General features: G+C 62.1%; 13 protein-coding genes. 1 reads left to right on the top strand and 12 read right to left on the bottom strand.

The window, feature by feature from the left end:
• Positions 1-14: 14 nt before the first annotated feature.
• Positions 15-908, bottom strand: coding sequence for a LysR family transcriptional regulator (locus tag IF103_RS01570; RefSeq protein ID WP_027907915.1), 894 nt, complete (start codon positions 906-908; stop codon positions 15-17).
• A gap of 108 nt (positions 909-1,016) precedes the next feature.
• Between IF103_RS01570 and IF103_RS01565 the strand changes: the two genes are divergently transcribed.
• Positions 1,017-2,261 carry an MFS transporter gene (locus tag IF103_RS01565; RefSeq protein WP_023378236.1) on the top strand — a complete coding sequence of 415 codons (1,245 nt, stop codon included), beginning with the start codon at positions 1,017-1,019 and terminating at the stop codon, positions 2,259-2,261.
• A 36-nt stretch (positions 2,262-2,297) separates the two neighbouring features.
• Here IF103_RS01565 and IF103_RS01560 read toward each other — a convergent pair whose 3' ends face one another.
• The 11 genes from IF103_RS01560 to IF103_RS01510 all read right to left on the bottom strand — a co-directional run bounded on the left by IF103_RS01560 (position 2,298) and on the right by IF103_RS01510 (position 17,176).
• A complete protein-coding gene (locus tag IF103_RS01560; protein WP_104882279.1) occupies positions 2,298-2,645 on the bottom strand; it encodes a YgiW/YdeI family stress tolerance OB fold protein in 348 nt (115 codons plus the stop codon).
• A gap of 81 nt (positions 2,646-2,726) precedes the next feature.
• On the bottom strand, positions 2,727-3,173 hold the full coding sequence (gspG, locus tag IF103_RS01555; RefSeq protein WP_027907913.1) for a type II secretion system major pseudopilin GspG: 447 nt from the start codon (positions 3,171-3,173) through the stop codon (positions 2,727-2,729).
• Between the two features lie 121 nt (positions 3,174-3,294).
• Positions 3,295-3,807, bottom strand: a complete 513-nt coding sequence (locus IF103_RS01550) for a cytochrome b/b6 domain-containing protein (protein WP_023378233.1) — start codon at positions 3,805-3,807, stop codon at positions 3,295-3,297.
• A 245-nt stretch (positions 3,808-4,052) separates the two neighbouring features.
• Entirely contained in the window at positions 4,053-5,117 is a 1,065-nt protein-coding gene (gene hemE / locus IF103_RS01545; protein ID WP_023378232.1) for a uroporphyrinogen decarboxylase, read from the bottom strand.
• A 207-nt stretch (positions 5,118-5,324) separates the two neighbouring features.
• Complete coding sequence (locus tag IF103_RS01540; protein ID WP_023378231.1) at positions 5,325-6,743, bottom strand: glutamate synthase small subunit GltD family protein; 1,419 nt, start codon at positions 6,741-6,743, stop codon at positions 5,325-5,327.
• A gap of 106 nt (positions 6,744-6,849) precedes the next feature.
• Positions 6,850-11,295 carry a glutamate synthase large subunit gene (gene gltB / locus IF103_RS01535; RefSeq protein WP_023378230.1) on the bottom strand — a complete coding sequence of 1,482 codons (4,446 nt, stop codon included), beginning with the start codon at positions 11,293-11,295 and terminating at the stop codon, positions 6,850-6,852.
• Between the two features lie 373 nt (positions 11,296-11,668).
• Positions 11,669-13,294 carry an AAA family ATPase gene (locus tag IF103_RS01530; RefSeq protein ID WP_104883044.1) on the bottom strand — a complete coding sequence of 542 codons (1,626 nt, stop codon included), beginning with the start codon at positions 13,292-13,294 and terminating at the stop codon, positions 11,669-11,671.
• A gap of 15 nt (positions 13,295-13,309) precedes the next feature.
• Positions 13,310-14,407: a 3-dehydroquinate synthase gene (aroB, locus tag IF103_RS01525; RefSeq protein WP_023378228.1), complete on the bottom strand. Its 1,098-nt coding sequence runs from the start codon at positions 14,405-14,407 to the stop codon at positions 13,310-13,312.
• 97 nt (positions 14,408-14,504) lie between these two features.
• A complete protein-coding gene (gene aroK, locus IF103_RS01520) occupies positions 14,505-15,023 on the bottom strand; it encodes a shikimate kinase AroK (protein WP_023378227.1) in 519 nt (172 codons plus the stop codon).
• A 4-nt stretch (positions 15,024-15,027) separates the two neighbouring features.
• Positions 15,028-16,242, bottom strand: a complete 1,215-nt coding sequence (locus IF103_RS01515) for a type IV pilus secretin PilQ (RefSeq protein WP_371919600.1) — start codon at positions 16,240-16,242, stop codon at positions 15,028-15,030.
• The gene (locus IF103_RS01510) at positions 16,229-17,176 is read right to left on the bottom strand and encodes a pilus assembly protein PilP (protein ID WP_238546532.1); all 948 of its coding nucleotides are present in this window, start codon (positions 17,174-17,176) and stop codon (positions 16,229-16,231) included. Before IF103_RS01510 ends, IF103_RS01515 begins: the two co-directional genes overlap by 14 nt.
• Positions 17,177-17,200: the final 24 nt, after the last annotated feature.

Raw genomic sequence — 17,200 nt, 5'->3', positions numbered from 1 at the left:
CCTTACCCAGCCCTTCATCCCATCAACAACCCCGTCAGCAGCTCGGCAAATGCCTTGGCCATGACCGATCCACCACCCTCACGCTGCACCAGCCACACCGCGCTCGTCGCCCCCTCGTCCAGCAAGGTGCGATACACAACGCCCTCGATCTGCATGCGCTGGAACGAAGCAGGCAACACCGACACCCCCAGGCCCGCTGAAACCAGCCCAATGATGGTCATCGCTTCACCTGCCTCCTGGGCGAAGTGCGGACTGAACCCGGCATCGCGCGCCAGGTTCAGCAGTTGCGCATACAGGCCACTGCCATAGCTACGCGGGAAGAACACGAACGGTTCATGGGCCAGCGCCGCGATGTGCACTCCCCGCTCGGTGCCAACGGCCAAGGGGTGCGATGCGTTGATCACCGCCACCAGCGGCTCTCGAAACAGCTCGGTGGCTACCAGCCCGTCCGGTAAGGGCATCGGACGCATCAGGCCGACCTCGATCGACTCATCGAACACCCCTTCGGCAACATCGCGGCTGCTCATTTCCTTCAGGTTCAGATGCACCGCGGGAAAGCGCTGGCGAAACGCATGGATGGCCTTGGGGATCTTCGAAGTGAACGGTGCCGACGAGGTGAAGCCGATCTTCATTTCACCCAGCTCACCCAACTGAGCCCGACGCGCCACATCGGCCGCCTTCTCGACCTGGGCCAGCACTTGACGCGCTTCCTCGAGAAACAGGCGTCCTGCTTCGCTCAGTTCGACGCGGCGGTTGGTGCGCTCGAACAGACGCGCCCCCAACTCGAGTTCCAATGCCTGGATCTGCTGGCTCAGAGGGGGCTGAGAGATTCCCAGTTGTTGAGCGGCACGGCCAAAGTGCAGTTCTTCGGCCACGGCAATGAAGTACCGCAGATGGCGCAGTTCCATGAAGGGCTCCAATCAAGTCGCAGAACATCTCAAATAGGTCGAACAATATATTGGATGTAATCATTAGCGAGCTATATGCTTTTTTCATCGCGCTTGAGGTACCTGTCCGTGAAAACAGCTGTAGCTTCCCAGCCTACCGAACCTGACCCGACGACCTTCAACGACACCTGGATCGAAAAAGGCACCCCCGCCTTCATGAAGACCGTGCTGGCCCTGTTCAGCGGTGGCTTCGCCACCTTCGCCCTGTTGTACTGCGTGCAGCCAATGATGCCGCTGCTCTCCAAGGAGTTTGCCATCAACGCCGCGCAGAGCAGCCTGGTGTTGTCGGTTTCGACTGCCATGCTGGCCTTCGGACTGTTGATCACCGGGCCGATTTCCGATCGCATCGGGCGCAAGCCGGTGATGGTGTTCGCGCTGCTGTGCGCGGCACTGTCGACCTTGGCCAGCGCAGTCATGCCGACCTGGGAAGGGGTACTGGCAACCCGTGCACTGGTCGGTCTGTCGCTGAGCGGCCTGGCAGCGGTGGCAATGACTTACTTGAGCGAAGAGATCCATCCCCAGCACATCGGCCTGGCCATGGGCCTGTACATCGGCGGCAATGCCATTGGCGGCATGAGTGGGCGGCTGATCACCGGCGTCCTGATCGACTTCGTCAGCTGGCACACGGCGATGCTGACCATTGGCGGCCTGGCCCTGGTGGCAGCGGTGGTGTTCTGGAAAGTGCTGCCCGAATCGCGCAACTTCCGCCCGCAGGCCATGAACCCGCGCAACCTGCTGGATGGCTTCGTCATGCACTTCAAAGACGCAGGCCTGCCCTGGCTGTTTCTCGAAGCCTTCCTGCTGATGGGCGCTTTCGTCACCCTGTTCAACTACATTGGCTACCGCCTGCTGGCCGAGCCCTACCACATGAACCAGGCGCTGGTCGGCCTGCTGTCGGTGGTGTACCTGTCGGGTATCTACAGTTCAGCGCAGGTAGGCGCGCTGGCCGACAAGCTGGGCCGGCGCAAGGTGTTCTGGGCCAGTATCCTGGTGATGGCCAGCGGTTTGTTGATGACCTTGTTCAGCCCGTTGGCGATGGTCATCCTCGGCATGCTGGTGTTCACGTTCGGCTTTTTCGGTGCGCACTCGGTGGCCAGCAGCTGGATCGGCCGTCGGGCACTGAAGGCGAAAGGGCAGGCATCATCGCTGTACCTGTTCTGCTATTACGCGGGGTCGAGCGTGGCCGGGACGGCAGGTGGTGTGTTCTGGCACCATGCGGGCTGGAATGGAATCGGGCTGTTCATCGGCAGCCTCTTGGCGGTGGCACTCCTGGTGGCGCTGCACCTGAGCACATTGCCGACCAAGACAGCGTGAAGCCAGGGCCGGGCAACGGCCCCAGCAGGCACCGAGTCAGTTGATGATCTCGACGATGTCCACGTCCACCTCACGGCTCATCAGGTGCTTTTCCACTTCGCCGGTCAGTTTTACCTTGGTCTTCTCGTTGAACGGCGTTGCTGGCAGGTCCTCATCGTCGATTTCAACGGTGATGGTGCCGGTGTTGTCCTTGAATTCGTACTTGTCGTCGTTGTTGATCTTCTTGGTCACGAACCCTTGCAGTACGACCGGGGTGTCGTCTGCGGCTTCGTTGGCCGCTGCCACGGTGATCACGGGTTGGGCACCGGGGCCGGTGTAGCCTGCAGCCAGGGCAGCGGTGCTGAACACAGGCACAAGCAGGAAGGCCAGGTAACGGAATTTCATAGGGTAAGTCCTTGTTTGGGTTTCGATGGCCTCAGAGTAGCGAGCACTGCTGAAGCGAAACTTAATCGCTCGGCGGTGGGCTCACTCGGCCCAGTTGCCAACGTCGGCGTTTTCCCCTTCCCCACCCGCTTCACCGTCGGCGCCCCAGGAGAACAGGTCATAGTCCAGGTTCGAGCGCGTGCCCGGAATTTCGTACTGGTAGGCAGAGCCCCAGGGGTCGGCTGGCAATGACGCCAAATAGCCTTGGGCATCCCAGAATCTTGGCAGGGGTGGCCGGGTAGGCAATTTGACCAGCGCCTCAAGCCCCTGCGCCGTGGTGGGATAGGTGCCATTGTCCAGTCGATACACCTCCAGCGCCGAGGCGATCGACTTCAGGTCTTCCCGCACCGTGAACACACTGGGCTGAGCGGGGAGAACCAGGAGGCTGAGCATCACCAGCACTCCCAGCATGCCAAGCGTCGCCATCACCATCATGATTTCGACCAGCGTCAAACCTCGCCGGAGCGGACGAGTAAAACGTATGAGCATGTAAACAAACCTGTTGATGGAGTTTGGGGAGGACCAATAGGCAGCGAACACGCCCCTCCCCACCGACATCGCAAGATGCAGCGTCACCGGCCAGACCAGGACTCAGGAGGGCATCAGCCACTCAGGGCAGCATTCGTCGCAGCACGTTACGTCCCTGATAGCCCTGCACGACGACCGCGCCGACATGCACCAGCAACAAGACCGTCAGGAGTGCGCGGGAGACACGATGCAGTTCAAACCAGATATCCAGCCACAGCGGATCGTCCAGCAACGCAGGAACGATGAACCAGCCGAGCACATCGACCTCGCGCCTGATCATCAATACGCCGGACAACAAAACGGCAGCGGTACTCAAGTAGAGCGCCTCGTGCACCGTGCAAACCATCAATTTCAGTGGTTGACCGGCGGGGCCGACTTCGCGCTGGGTGCAGAGCCGGTACAACAGGCAACGCAGCAGGAACAGGGGAATATAGAGCACGCAGATCGCCGCATTGAAACCACTGATGCGTTCGTAGGTCGAGCGCTCTACATCCATCAGTGCGACGCAAAGGTCACTGAGCAGTACCCACAGAATCAATACAGCGGAAAGCCAGTGGAGCAGAATCCGTTGCCAGCAATACTTTCGTTCATGCATGACACGGTCTTTGAGGCGGCCAGGCCAGCAGCTCTCTGACGTGAACACAGGGAGGACCGAAGGTGGATACTTGCCTGATGGATGTGTTTTGCATGAAGGCTCCAGGCGCACGTGAGGGGTTCGGGCGAAGCCTCAAGACTAGAGAACCGCTCCAGACCGCCCTATAGGAAAAGTCTGGCGGCTGGCTGCAAAACCTAACCAGGCGCTGTCAGGCCATTGCGACCTGACAGCCACTGGAAGAACGCTTAGTTGTGGTACTGCGCCGACAACTCGTGGACGGCGTTGATGAACACGCCAGCATGCTCAGGGTCGACTTCCGGGGTAATGCCGTGACCGAGGTTGAATACATGGCCGCTCCCCTTGCCGTAGCTGGCCAGGATGCGCGCCACTTCCTTGCGGATGGCCTCTGGCTTGGCATACAGCACGGTCGGGTCCATGTTGCCCTGCAGGGCCACCTTGTCACCCACCCGGCGACGGGCATCGCCGATCTCGCAGGTCCAGTCCAGGCCCAGTGCATCGGCACCCGCCTCGGCAATGCTTTCCAGCCACAAGCCGCCATTCTTGGTGAACAGGATCACCGGCACCTTGCGGCCTTCGTGCTCGCGAACAAGACCGCTGACGATCTTGCGCATGTAGGCCAGGGAGAACTCCTGGTAGGCCGCCGCCGACAGGTTACCGCCCCAGGTATCGAAGATCTGCACCGCTTGAGCACCGGCAAGGATCTGGCCATTGAGGTAACTGGTCACCGACTGGGCCAGCTTGTCCAGCAGCAGGTGCAGGGCTTCGGGGTTGTCGTAGGCCATGGCCTTGGTTTTGCGGAAGTCCTTGGATGAGCCGCCTTCGACCATGTAGGTGGCGAGAGTCCATGGGCTTCCCGAGAAGCCGATCAGCGGCACGCGGCCATTGAGCTCGCGGCGAATGGTGCTGACGGCGTCCATCACATAGCCCAGGTCCTTCTGCGGATCGGGGATCGGCAGCGCCTCGATGTCGGCCAGGGTGCTGATGACTTTCTTGAAGCGAGGGCCTTCGCCTGTCTCGAAGTACAGGCCCTGGCCCATGGCATCGGGGATGGTGAGGATGTCCGAGAAGAGGATCGCCGCGTCCAGAGGGTAGCGGTCCAGCGGCTGCAGGGTGACTTCGCAGGCGAACTGCGGGTTCATGCACAGGCTCATGAAATCACCGGCCTTGGCGCGGCTGGCGCGGTACTCCGGCAAGTAGCGGCCGGCCTGGCGCATCATCCACACCGGGGTGACGTCTACGGGTTGCTTGAGCAGAGCACGCAGGAAACGATCGTTCTTCAGGGCAGTCATGTCGGCATCCGGAAAAAAAGTGCGGGCATTTTCTCAGACGCACAAAGAAAAGGCACGGCTGTTTGCCGTGCCTTTTGTCTATCGGTACGTCCTGGATCAATAGATTTTGTATACAAAACTATTGATAGGCTGTCGCTAACGCCCCTGTCGCCGGCAAGTCGCCGCCTACGAAGACTGCAAAGTCCTTGCACCAGCGACAGGCCAGGATCACACCTCCAGGTAGTCCAGGATGCCTTCGGCAGCGGTACGGCCTTCGAAAATGGCGGTCACCACCAGGTCGGACCCGCGCACCATGTCACCACCGGCGAACACTTTCGGGTTGCTGGTCTGGTGCTTGAACTTGCCTTTTTCAGGCGCCACTACGCGGCCCTGGCTGTCGGTCTGGATATCGAACTGTTCGAACCACGGCGCCGGGCTCGGGCGGAAACCGAAGGCGATCACCACGGCGTCGGCCGGCAGGATCTCTTCGGAGCCCGGAATCGGTTCGGGGCTGCGGCGGCCACGGGCATCTGGCTCGCCGAGACGGGTCTCGACCACCTTCACGCCTTCGACCTTGTCTTCACCAACGATGGCGATGGGCTGGCGGTTGTAGAGGAACTTCACGCCCTCTTCCTTGGCATTCTTCACCTCACGGCGCGAACCCGGCATGTTGGCCTCGTCACGACGGTAGGCGCAGGTCACCGACTTGGCGCCCTGGCGGATCGAGGTGCGGTTGCAGTCCATCGCGGTGTCACCACCACCGAGCACCACCACCTTCTTGCCTTGCATGTCGACGAAGTCTTCCGGCGACTTTTCGAAGCCCAGGTTGCGGTTGACGTTGGCGATCAAGAAGTCCAGCGCGTCATGCACGCCCGGCAGGTCCTCGCCTGGGAAGCCGCCCTTCATGTAGGTGTAGGTACCCATGCCCATGAACACCGCGTCGTACTCGGCGAGCAGTTGTTCCATGGTGATGTCCTTGCCTACCTCGGTGTTCAGGCGGAACTCGATGCCCATACCGGTGAAGACTTCGCGGCGATTGCTCAACACGGTCTTTTCCAGCTTGAACTCAGGGATGCCAAAGGTCAGCAGGCCACCGATTTCCGGGTTCTTGTCGAACACCACCGGCGTCACACCGGCGCGTACCAGCACATCGGCACAACCCAGGCCCGCCGGGCCTGCGCCGATGATCGCCACACGCTTGCCAGTCGGCTTGACCTTGGACATGTCCGGGCGCCAACCCATGGCGAAAGCGGTGTCGGTGATGTACTTCTCCACCGAGCCGATGGTCACTGCACCGAAACCGTCGTTCAGGGTACAGGCACCCTCGCACAGACGGTCCTGCGGGCAGACACGACCGCACACTTCCGGCAAGGTGTTGGTCTGGTGCGACAACTCCGCCGCGGCCAGGATGTTGCCTTCGGACACCAGCTTCAACCAGTTGGGGATGAAGTTGTGAACCGGGCACTTCCATTCGCAGTAAGGGTTACCGCAGCCCAGGCAACGGTGCGCCTGCTCCACGGATTGCTGCGGCTTGAAGGGCTCGTAGATTTCCACGAACTCCTTCTTGCGCTGGCGCAGCAGCTTTTTCTTCGGGTCCTTGCGGCCCACTTCGATGAACTGGAAGTCGTTGTTCAGACGTTCAGCCATTTTTCAAAACCTCTTTACCGCAGTTGCAAGCCTCAGGCCGCAAGCTGCAAGACGATCACTTGAGCACGACGGGCCCCGCGCACGGGGCCGTCACTTGCAGCTGTTCTTACTGCGGGTTGGCACGGGTGCTGGACAGCAGTTGCTTCAGGTTGGCCGCCTTCGGCTTGACCAGCCAGAAACGCCGCACGTAGTCGTCCAGGTTCTCGGAGAGCTCACGCCCCCACTCGCTGCCGGTCTCTTCCACATACTCAGCCAGGACGCGCGCCAGGTGGCTCCGATAGGCCTCCATCGCCTCGCCACTGATCCGCTGGATTTCCACCAGCTCGTGGTTGAGTTTGTCGACGAAGGTATTGTCCATGTCGAGCACGTAGGCGAAGCCGCCAGTCATGCCAGAACCGAAGTTGTAACCGGTCTTGCCCAGAACGCAGACAAAGCCACCGGTCATGTACTCACAGCAGTGATCGCCAGTACCCTCGACAACAGCGTGGGCGCCGGAGTTACGCACAGCGAAGCGCTCGCCGGCAGTGCCAGCGGCGAACAGCTTGCCGCCAGTGGCGCCGTACAGGCAGGTGTTGCCGACGATAGCACTGTGTTGGGTTTCGAACGGGCTTCCGGCCGGTGGCACGATGGTCACCTTGCCGCCAGTCATGCCCTTGCCGACGTAGTCGTTGGCATCACCTTCCAGGTGCAGATTCAGGCCACCGGCGTTCCACACGCCAAAGCTCTGGCCCGCAGTCCCCTTGAAACGGAAGGTGATTGGCTTGTCGGCCATGCCCTGGTTGCCGTACAGCTTGGCGATTTCGCCAGAGATGCGGGCACCGATGGAGCGGTCGCAGTTGCAGATGTCGAGCGCGAACTCGCCACCCGCCTGGTCGCGGATTGCCGGAAGGGCCATCTCGACCATTTTCTCAGCCAGCTCACCCTTGTCGAACGGCGGGTTCTTGTCCACTTCGCAGAACTGCGGCTTGTCGGCCGGAATGTGCGAGCTGCCCAGCAGCGGTGTCAGGTCGAGGTACTGCTGGCGCTCGGTGTCGCCTGGCAGCACATCGAGCAGGTCGGTGCGGCCGATCAGCTCGCCGAGGCTGCGCACGCCGAGCTTGGCCAGCCACTCGCGGGTCTCTTCGGCGACGAAGGTGAAGAAGTTGATCACCATGTCGACGGTGCCGATGTAGTGGTCCTTGCGCAGCTTCTCGTTCTGAGTGGCGACGCCAGTCGCGCAGTTGTTCAGGTGGCAGATGCGCAGGTACTTACAGCCCAGGGCAATCATTGGCGCGGTGCCGAAGCCGAAGCTCTCGGCGCCGAGGATCGCGGCCTTGATCACGTCCAGACCGGTTTTCAGACCGCCGTCGGTCTGTACCCGGACCTTGCCGCGCAGGTCGTTTCCGCGCAGGGTCTGGTGAGTTTCGGCCAGGCCGAGTTCCCACGGGGCACCAGCGTACTTGATGGAGGTCAGCGGCGATGCACCGGTACCACCGTCGTAACCGGAGATGGTGATCAGGTCGGCATAGGCCTTGGCCACGCCAGCGGCGATGGTACCCACGCCCGCCTCAGCCACCAGCTTGACCGAAACCAGCGCCTGCGGGTTGACCTGCTTGAGGTCGTAGATCAGTTGCGCGAGGTCTTCGATCGAGTAGATGTCGTGGTGCGGTGGTGGCGAGATCAGGGTCACGCCAGGAACCGCATAGCGAAGCTTGGCGATCAGGCCGTTGACCTTGCCACCTGGCAGCTGGCCGCCTTCGCCGGGCTTGGCGCCTTGGGCGACCTTGATCTGCAGCACTTCGGCGTTGACCAGGTACTCGGGGGTCACACCGAAACGGCCGGTGGCCACCTGCTTGATCTTGGAGCTGCGGATGGTGCCGTAGCGCGATGGGTCCTCGCCGCCTTCACCGGAGTTGGAGCGCGCGCCCAGACGGTTCATGGCCTCGGCCAGCGCCTCGTGGGCCTCTGGCGACAACGCACCCAGCGAGATACCTGCGGAGTCGAAGCGCTTGAGGATGTCCTCCAGCGGCTCGATCTGATCCAGCGGCAGCGGCTGGTCGGCCACCTTCACCTTCAGCAGGTCACGGATCATCGACACCGGGCGCTGGTCGACCAGCGTGGTGTATTCCTTGAACTTGGCGTAGTCGCCCTGCTGCACGGCAGCCTGCAGGGTGTTGACCACGTCTGGGTTGTAGGCGTGGTATTCGCCGCCGTGGACGAACTTCAGCAAGCCGCCTTGCTGGATCGGCTTGCGCGCGCTCCAGGCTTCGGCCGCCAGCAGCTTCTGGTCACCTTCGAGGTCGACGAAGCGCGCGCCCTTGATCCGGCTGGAGACCCCTTTGAAGCTCAGGCCAACCACTTCCTCGGACAGGCCCACCGCTTCGAACAGCTGGGCGCCACGGTATGAGGCGATGGTCGAGATACCCATCTTCGACAGGATCTTGAGCAAGCCTTTGGAGATGCCTTTGCGGTAGTACTTGAACACTTCGTCCAGGTCGCCCAGCACTTCACCGGTGCGGATCAGGTCGGCCAGCACTTCGTAAGCCAGGTACGGGTAGACAGCCGAGGCGCCGAAGCCCAGCAGCACGGCGAAGTGGTGCGGGTCACGGGCGGTGGCGGTTTCCACCAGGATGTTGCTGTCGCAGCGCAGGCCTTGCTCGGTCAGGCGGTGGTGCACCGCGCCAACGGCCAGGGAGGCATGCACCGGCAGCTTGCCCGGGGCGATGTAGCGGTCGCTCAGCACCAGCTGGGTCTTGCCGCTGCGCACCGCTTCCTCAGCCTGGTCGGCGATATTGCGGATGGCTGCTTCCAGACCGACGCTTTCCTCATAGTTGAGGTCGATCAGCTGGCGGTCGAAACCTTCGCGCTCCAGGCTCATCAGCGAACGCCATTTGGCGGGCGAGATGACCGGCGAGCTGAGAATCACCCGCGAAGCATGCTCCGGGGACTCCTGGAAGATGTTGCGTTCGGCACCCAGGCAGATTTCCAGGGACATCACGATCGCTTCGCGCAGCGGGTCGATCGGTGGGTTGGTCACCTGGGCGAACTGCTGGCGGAAGAAGTCGTAAGGCGAACGCACGCGCTGGGACAGCACGGCCATCGGCGTGTCGTCGCCCATCGAGCCGACCGCTTCCTGGCCCTGCTCGCCGAGCGGACGCAGCACTTGGTCACGCTCTTCGAAGGTGACCTGGAACATCTTCATGTATTGCTTGAGCTGGTCAGCATCGTAGCTGGCCACGCCCTGGTCGTCGGTCAGGGTCGCCTGGATACGCAGGGCGTGCTGACGCAGCCAGCGCTTGTATGGGTGACGCGACTTCAGACGGTTGTCGATGGCATCGGTGTCGAGGATCTGGCCAGTCTCGGTATCGACGGCGAAGATCTGACCCGGGCCGACACGGCCCTTGGCCAGCACGTCTTCCGGCTTGTAGTCCCACACGCCGATTTCCGAAGCCAGGGTGATGTAGCCGTTCTTGGTCGTCACCCAACGTGCAGGACGCAGGCCGTTACGGTCGAGCAGGCAGACCGCGTGGCGACCTTCGGTCATGACGATGCCGGCCGGGCCGTCCCACGGCTCCATGTGCATGGAGTTGTATTCGTAGAAGGCGCGCAGGTCGGCATCCATGGTCTCGACGTTCTGCCAGGCTGGCGGCACCAGCATGCGCACGCCGCGGAACAGGTCGATGCCACCGGTGACCATCAGCTCCAGCATGTTGTCCATGCTCGAGGAGTCGGAACCGACGCGGTTGACCAGTGGGCCAAGCTCTTCGAGGTCGGGGATCAGGTCATTGGCGAATTTGGTGCGACGGGCCATGGCCCAGTTGCGGTTGCCAGTGATGGTATTGATCTCGCCGTTGTGGGCGAGGAAACGGAACGGCTGCGCCAGCGGCCATTTCGGCAGGGTATTGGTGGAGAAGCGCTGGTGGAACACACAGATCGCGGTCTGCAGGCGCTCGTCGCTCAGGTCTGGGTAAAACGCCGCAAGGTCACGCGGCATCATCAGGCCTTTGTAGATGATGGTCTTGTGCGAGAAGCTGCAGATGTAGTGGTCGGCATCATGGGCGTTGGCCACGGACGAGCGGCGACGGGCACTGAACAGCTTGATCGCGAATTCCTGGTCGCTCAGGCCTTCACCGCCGATGAACACCTGTTCGATCTGCGGCAGGCGCTCCAGGGCCAGGCGGCCAAGCACGCTGGTGTCGATCGGGACTTTGCGCCAGCCAACCAGCTTCAGGCCAGCCGCGAGGATTTCGCGGTCCATGTTGGCACGGGCGGCTTCGGCTTTGACCGGATCCTGGTTGAAGAACACCATGCCGACGGCGTACTGCTTGGGCAGTTCGACGGCAAAGTGCTCCTGGGCGACGGCACGCAGGAATTGATCGGGCTTCTGCATGAGCAGACCGCAACCGTCACCGGTCTTGCCGTCGGCGTTGATCCCACCACGGTGGGTCATGCAGGTCAGCGCCTGCATGGCGGTTTGCAGAAGGTGGTGACTCGGCTCGCCCGTCATATGGGCGATCAGGCCGAAACCACAGTTGTCCTTGAATTCTTCGGGATGGTACAGACCTGTTTTCATAGACACTTTCTCACCAGGTTCACCTCTCAACCGGAGGCAAATCTCTTTTTAGTACAACCACTTACCATCCACGCCGATCAAACGCCAGCTTTTTTGCGGTGGCCATGGAAAACCATTGTTGCACAGCGACAGTGATACTCACAAATTTTCATGTCTCACCATTGAAAATTTATGTCGCAATTTTGAATGTTTTTGCGCCATGCGCCGTGATAGCGCCTGGCTCGAGTCTGAAGCGTTTCAGCCATGACTGCAAGATTGGCTTGTGGCCGGCAGTCTGGGACAGAAAAGCCTGCCGCGCTCAGGCGCAGCAGGCTAGTCGAATGTCAGTGGTCGCTCAGCAACTGGGCGGCGGGGTATTGCCGCCCGGAAGGTTTCAGCGGGCCGAGGCCAGCTCTTGTTGGACGCTGGCGACGGTACGTGGCCAAGGTTTACCAGCCTGGACCTTGGCTGGCAAGTTCTTGATTGCCGCAACCGCTGCATCGCGGTTGGCAAAGTTGCCATAAGTGACGACGTACAGCGGCTTGCCCTGCAGGTTTTTCTTGAAGTAGCGATAGTCGCCACCCTGCGCCTTGACGAACGCCTGTGCCGATGCCTCGGAGCTGGTACCAAGGATCTGCACCACATAGTTGCCAGGTTTCTGGCCCGCGTACCAGCCGCTGTTGCCACTGCCACCGGCTGCCGGTTTTTCGGCCGGCTTGGCGGCCGGCTTGGCCGCAGCGACCTGGGTCGGTGCCTGGGCTGGCTTGGTAGGCGCAACCGGTTTGGCAGGCTGGGTTGCAACAGGCTTCTGCGCAGGCGCAACCGGCTGCACCGGAGCCGTGGTGACAGGTTGCGCGGGCGTCGGCGCAGGGCCAGCAGCCACGCCCTGGGGCGGTGCGATGGTCGTCACTGTAGGGGGAGTGCCCGGTTGCAGCGCGGTGTCGCCAGCCGGGCTGCCTTCCTCACCCTCACCCATGCCCGCGGCCTGAGCCAGCGGCTCACGCATCACTGGCTGCGACTGCCCTACCAGCGGCAGCGGCATCGGCTGGGACGTACCGGAGAACTCGATGGCCGGGCCACCATTGTTCGACTGCGCAGCCCCCGGCTGACCTTCGCCCAACGGCAACTGCGCCTGTGCGGCAGGGGCTTCGGCGGGCGCCTTGTCGCTTTTCTTCGGCATCAGAACCGCGGCCGCAACGGCGACCACAACCACAGCGGACAGCGCGAGCACGTGTTTCTTAGGCATTTTGAACCCCATGGTTGGTCGCTTGGCCGTTCCACGGCTGGCGATCATGGCTTCGATCAAAGTATCGCGGGCGACCTGGTTGATGTTGCCAGGCCAGCCGTCGGAGTTTTCATGGATATCGACGATCTGTTCACGGGTGAACACCTCGATGCCCCGGCCAGCACCATCCAGGCGTTGCTCCAGGTACTCGCGGGTTTCCTCCTCGCTGTAGGGCGCAAGCTCGATGATATGGAAACGCTCTTCCTCGACTTCGATTGCCTCCAACCCGGCAATCAGGGACGGCTCGCCGAACAGGAACACATGCGGACGCCCTTCCGGCATGCCCGCTGCCAATTCCAGCAACGCTTGGAGTGCCGACTCGTCGAGTTGTTCCGCATCGTCCACCAGCAAGTAGACTTCTTGCCCGGTCAGCGCCAGCTGCACCACCTGGGACAGGATAGCCTGCACCTCCGGCTGGGCCACACTCAGCGACTGCGCGACTTGCCCGAGCACGCTGGCGGCATCGCTGGCACCGCGGGCGGAAACCACCACGCTTTGCACGGACTGTTTGTTGGTGCTGGCCACCAGTGCCTGGCGCAGCAGGGTCTTGCCGCTGCCTACAGGACCTGTGACGACCAGCATCAAATGGCTATAACGGGCCAAGTGATGCAATTGCCCGAGCACGGGCTTGCGTTGGGCCGGGAAGAACTTGAAGCCGGGCACACGCGGCGCGAACGGATCGTGGCTCAACTGGTAATGGTCGAGAAACGCCTCATCGGCATGCAAACTGGTCATTGCGCTGTCACAACCTCAAAGCTGGGCCACGATCGCGCGGTAGTCCGCCGACAGCGTGGCCTGAAGAATCTCTTTCGGATAGTCGTCGGTTACCACGGCTTCACCCAGCTGGCGCAACAGCACCAGACGCAGGCGACCGTCGAGCACCTTCTTGTCGACCGCCATATGCTCCATGAAATGCGCCGGGGTCATTTCCTGTGGTGGCACCACCGGCAAACCTGCTTCCTGCATCAGGCGGATTCCGCGGTCCCGCGCCGGCTGGTCGATCCAGCCAAGGCGCATGGACATTTCCAGGGCCATTACCGTGCCCGCTGCCACAGCTTCGCCGTGCAGCCAGACACCATAACCCATGTGGGTTTCGATGGCGTGGCCAAAGGTATGCCCAAGGTTCAGGGTCGCCCGTACGCCGGACTCGCGCTCGTCGGCACCGACCACGGCCGCCTTGGCCGCACAGGAGCGACGGATGGCTTCGGTCAAGGCCGCAGGCTCCAGGGCGCGCAGGGCTTTCATATTCTGTTCGAGCCAGTCCAGGAAAGGCTTGTCGCAGATCAGGCCGTACTTGATCACTTCAGCCAGGCCGGCGGACAGCTCACGCTGGGGCAAGGTCTTGAGGCTGGTGGTGTCGATCAGCACCGCGTTGGGCTGATAGAAGGCACCGACCATGTTCTTGCCCAGCGGGTGATTGATCCCTGTCTTGCCACCTACGGAGGAGTCGACCTGCGACAACAGGGTGGTGGGCACTTGGATGAAGTCGACACCACGCTGGTAACAGGCGGCCGCAAAACCGGCCATGTCGCCGATCACGCCGCCACCCAGGGCTACCACGGTGGTACGACGGTCATGGCGGGCGGTCAACAGGGCGTCGAAGATCAGTTGCAGGGTTTCCCAGTTCTTGTGGGCCTCGCCGTCCGGCAACACCACAGGAAGCACCGAGTAGGCGCCCAGGGTATTGGCAAGGCGTTCGAGGTACAGAGGCGCGACGGTCTCATTGGAGACGATGGCGACTTGCCGCCCGGCAATGTGGGGTGCCAGCAATTCAGGCTGGTCCAACAGGCCTTCGCCAATGTAGATCGGGTAGCTACGCTCACCCAGGTCGACCTTTAGTGTCTGCATGTATCCCCACAATGTACTTTGGCGCGGCGTCGGTAGAGCGACCCACGCGGTGACGTTGAACCTCGCCTCGGCGCCGGACGCCGAGAATAGTCCCGGCTTACCGGGGCGGCAACTGCTGCAAGCGCTCCAGGATATCGAGCACGACCATGCGTGGCGGCCGCTCGTCGGTTTCCACCACCACGTCAGCGATTTCACGGTAGAGCGGGTCGCGAGCTTCGAGCAAGGCTCGCAGGGTCGCTTCCGGATTGGCTGTGCGCAACAACGGGCGATTCCGGTCCCGCGCTGTCCGGCCGACCTGTTGCTCGACCGACGCATGCAGGTAGATGACCCGCCCGCCCCGATGCAGGGCCTGACGGTTGGCTTCGCGCAACACAGCACCACCGCCGGTCGCCAGGACCACGCCATCGAGGCCGCAGAGCTCGGCGATCATCGCCTGCTCACGGTCACGAAAGCCCGGTTCGCCCTCTTTGTCGAAGATCCACGGGATGTTGGCGCCGGTTCGCAATTCAATTTCCTTGTCGGAATCCTTGAACAGCAGGCGCAACTCTTTGGCCAACAGGCGCCCGATGGTGCTCTTTCCAGCGCCCATGGGCCCCACAAGTATCAAATTTCGCACAGAATCAACGACTCACAGCAATCGCCTGGTCACTCATGATACGCGGAGTCAGGAAGACCAGCAGCTCGGATTTTTTCTCTTGTAATGCATCGCGTCGAAACAGCCGCCCAACATACGGCAGATCGCCAAAAAATGGCACCTTGTCGATCACTTTGTTTTGCGTGGTCGAATAGACTCCGCCGATCACTATCGTTTCGCCATCAGCTACACGAACCCTGGCATTGACCTCGTTCTTGCGGATCGGAGGCACGTCGTTCAAGGCGTTGACGTAGTCCGGCTCGTCCTTGGTCACTCTGACTGCCATGATCACCTTGCCGTCTGGGGTGATCTGCGGCGTGACCTCGAGGGACAACGATGCCTCGCGGAAAGCGACAGACGTGGCGCCGCTCTTGCTGGTCTCCTGATATGGCACTTCGGTGCCTTTGAGGATTCTGGCGGTTTCCTTGTCGCCCGTCACCACCTTGGGCTGCGAGATGATTTCGCCGTTGCCGCTTTTCTCCATGGCACTGAGCTCAAGATCCAGCAGCACTTCCGCGCGCAGCAAGCCCAACCCCACCCCGGAGGTCGCCCTGTCTACCCCCAAGTCAACGAACAAATCACGACCCAACTGCGCTGTTTCGCCATACAGCGGTCCACCCCAGCGCACGCCCAGGCTCTTTTCGTAGTCGACATTGGCCTCGACGATGCGCGCCTCGATCGCCACTTGCCGCAGCGGCACGTCCAGTTCGGCCACCAATCTGCGCAATTCGGCCAGCCTATCGGCTGGCTGGTGGGCGATCAGCGTGTTGGTACGCGCATCGACCGCCAGGCTGCCGCGACCGGTCAGAATACCGTCGTCCGCCAGGGTCGCCTGGAGCAACTCGACAAGTTCAGAAGCCTTGGCATGGTGGATGGGCAGCAATGCCCGGCTCAGGGGCTGCAACTGAGCCTCCAGCTCCTGCCCGATCCGCTCGCCCTGGGACTGCTCGGCCAACTCGGCGGCCGGCGCCACAAGCAACACATTGCCCTCTTGGTGACGGCCCAGCCCCTTGCTGCGCAACACCAGCTCCAGCGCCTGATCCCACGGCACATCCTGCAATCTCAACGTGATGTTGCCTTGCACGGCATCGCTGGCTACCAGGTTGATGCCCGCGTAGTCGGCCATCACCTGCAACACTGAGCGCACGGGCACATCCTGGAAATTCAGCGACAGCGGCTCCCCCCGGTCAGGCGCCGCCATGACCGGCGGGACTACCAACAACGCCGCCGCGATCCACCTCAACAGGCATTTCATCGTCTTCCCTGCTCCCCTCTTCCAGGCGCTTGCGCATCGCCAGAACAACCGTACGCGCCTGCCAGGCGCCGCCCAGGTAGAGGCGCTCGCGCACTTGCGTCGATCGTTCGTCGATTCGCACCACAATGCCTTCGTCTCGCCCCAGCCGGTCACCGGCACGCACGCGGTGCAGCTGCCCAGCAGCCAGCAACAAGGCTTCGTATGTATGTCCACGCGCAAGACTGCCGACCATTTCCAGTTGCGCCAGAGGCATGCCCTCCAGCCCGACCCGAGGCGAACGACTCGACCACGCGGCAAACGGATCGACCACTGGAGCCAGGGGTTGGGCCTTTGCAGGTATTTGGGCCAGCCACTCATTGGCCGGCTCGGGCGCTTCGGCATGGTAGGTGTGCACTTGCAAGCGCAGTCGTAACATCCCTGGGCGACCTTCTACCGCAGACAACGTCATATCAGCGGGCCGTAACAGGCGCACTTGGCCGAGCCAGTCGTCCAGCCATTGCCGCACCGCCGAGTAGCGCCCCACCACCTGCACATTCAAAGGCGTCTGGCGGTAGCCGGCCTGCATGACGTGATCGAGCACATCCAGTTGTTCGATGTGCAACCCCTGCGTATGCCCGGAAGTCACCAACCGATCGAGCAGGTCACTCATGCCTTCGCCGGCTGCAAGGCTCCAGCGCGCCTGATCCAAACGCCGCTCGGCATCGCTGAGCGCCTCCTGCGCACCAGCCAGCGTTTGCAACTGCCCGACCCTGGACCGATGCTCTTGCTCCAACTGCGCGTGCCTGGCCAGCTGCAAGCCTTGGCGCTCACGCAGCTCCGGCCACCTGAGCAAGCCACCCAGCATGAGCACCGTCAACGCCAGACCGACGGGCACAAGCACCCTGAAAGCCGTGGAGCGCCCCAC

It is taken from the genome of Pseudomonas sp. SK2 (assembly GCF_016772395.1).
Lineage (GTDB): Bacteria > Pseudomonadota > Gammaproteobacteria > Pseudomonadales > Pseudomonadaceae > Aquipseudomonas > Aquipseudomonas taiwanensis.
This window is presented reverse-complemented; position numbering and strand designations above follow the sequence as displayed.

Bases quoted from the DNA above. Each gene is read 5' to 3' on its own strand.
- IF103_RS01570 (WP_027907915.1), bottom strand. From the start codon at position 908: ATGGAACTGCGCCATCTGCGGTACTTCATTGCCGTGGCCGAAGAACTG.
- IF103_RS01560 (WP_104882279.1), bottom strand. From the start codon at position 2,645: ATGAAATTCCGTTACCTGGCCTTCCTGCTTGTGCCTGTGTTCAGCACC.
- gspG (WP_027907913.1), bottom strand. From the start codon at position 3,173: ATGCTCATACGTTTTACTCGTCCGCTCCGGCGAGGTTTGACGCTGGTC.
- IF103_RS01550 (WP_023378233.1), bottom strand. From the start codon at position 3,807: ATGCATGAACGAAAGTATTGCTGGCAACGGATTCTGCTCCACTGGCTT.
- hemE (WP_023378232.1), bottom strand. From the start codon at position 5,117: ATGACTGCCCTGAAGAACGATCGTTTCCTGCGTGCTCTGCTCAAGCAA.
- IF103_RS01540 (WP_023378231.1), bottom strand. From the start codon at position 6,743: ATGGCTGAACGTCTGAACAACGACTTCCAGTTCATCGAAGTGGGCCGC.
- gltB (WP_023378230.1), bottom strand. From the start codon at position 11,295: ATGAAAACAGGTCTGTACCATCCCGAAGAATTCAAGGACAACTGTGGT.
- IF103_RS01530 (WP_104883044.1), bottom strand. From the start codon at position 13,294: ATGACCAGTTTGCATGCCGATGAGGCGTTTCTCGACCATTACCAGTTG.
- aroB (WP_023378228.1), bottom strand. From the start codon at position 14,407: ATGCAGACACTAAAGGTCGACCTGGGTGAGCGTAGCTACCCGATCTAC.
- IF103_RS01515 (WP_371919600.1), bottom strand. From the start codon at position 16,242: ATGGCGGCGCCTGACCGGGGGGAGCCGCTGTCGCTGAATTTCCAGGAT.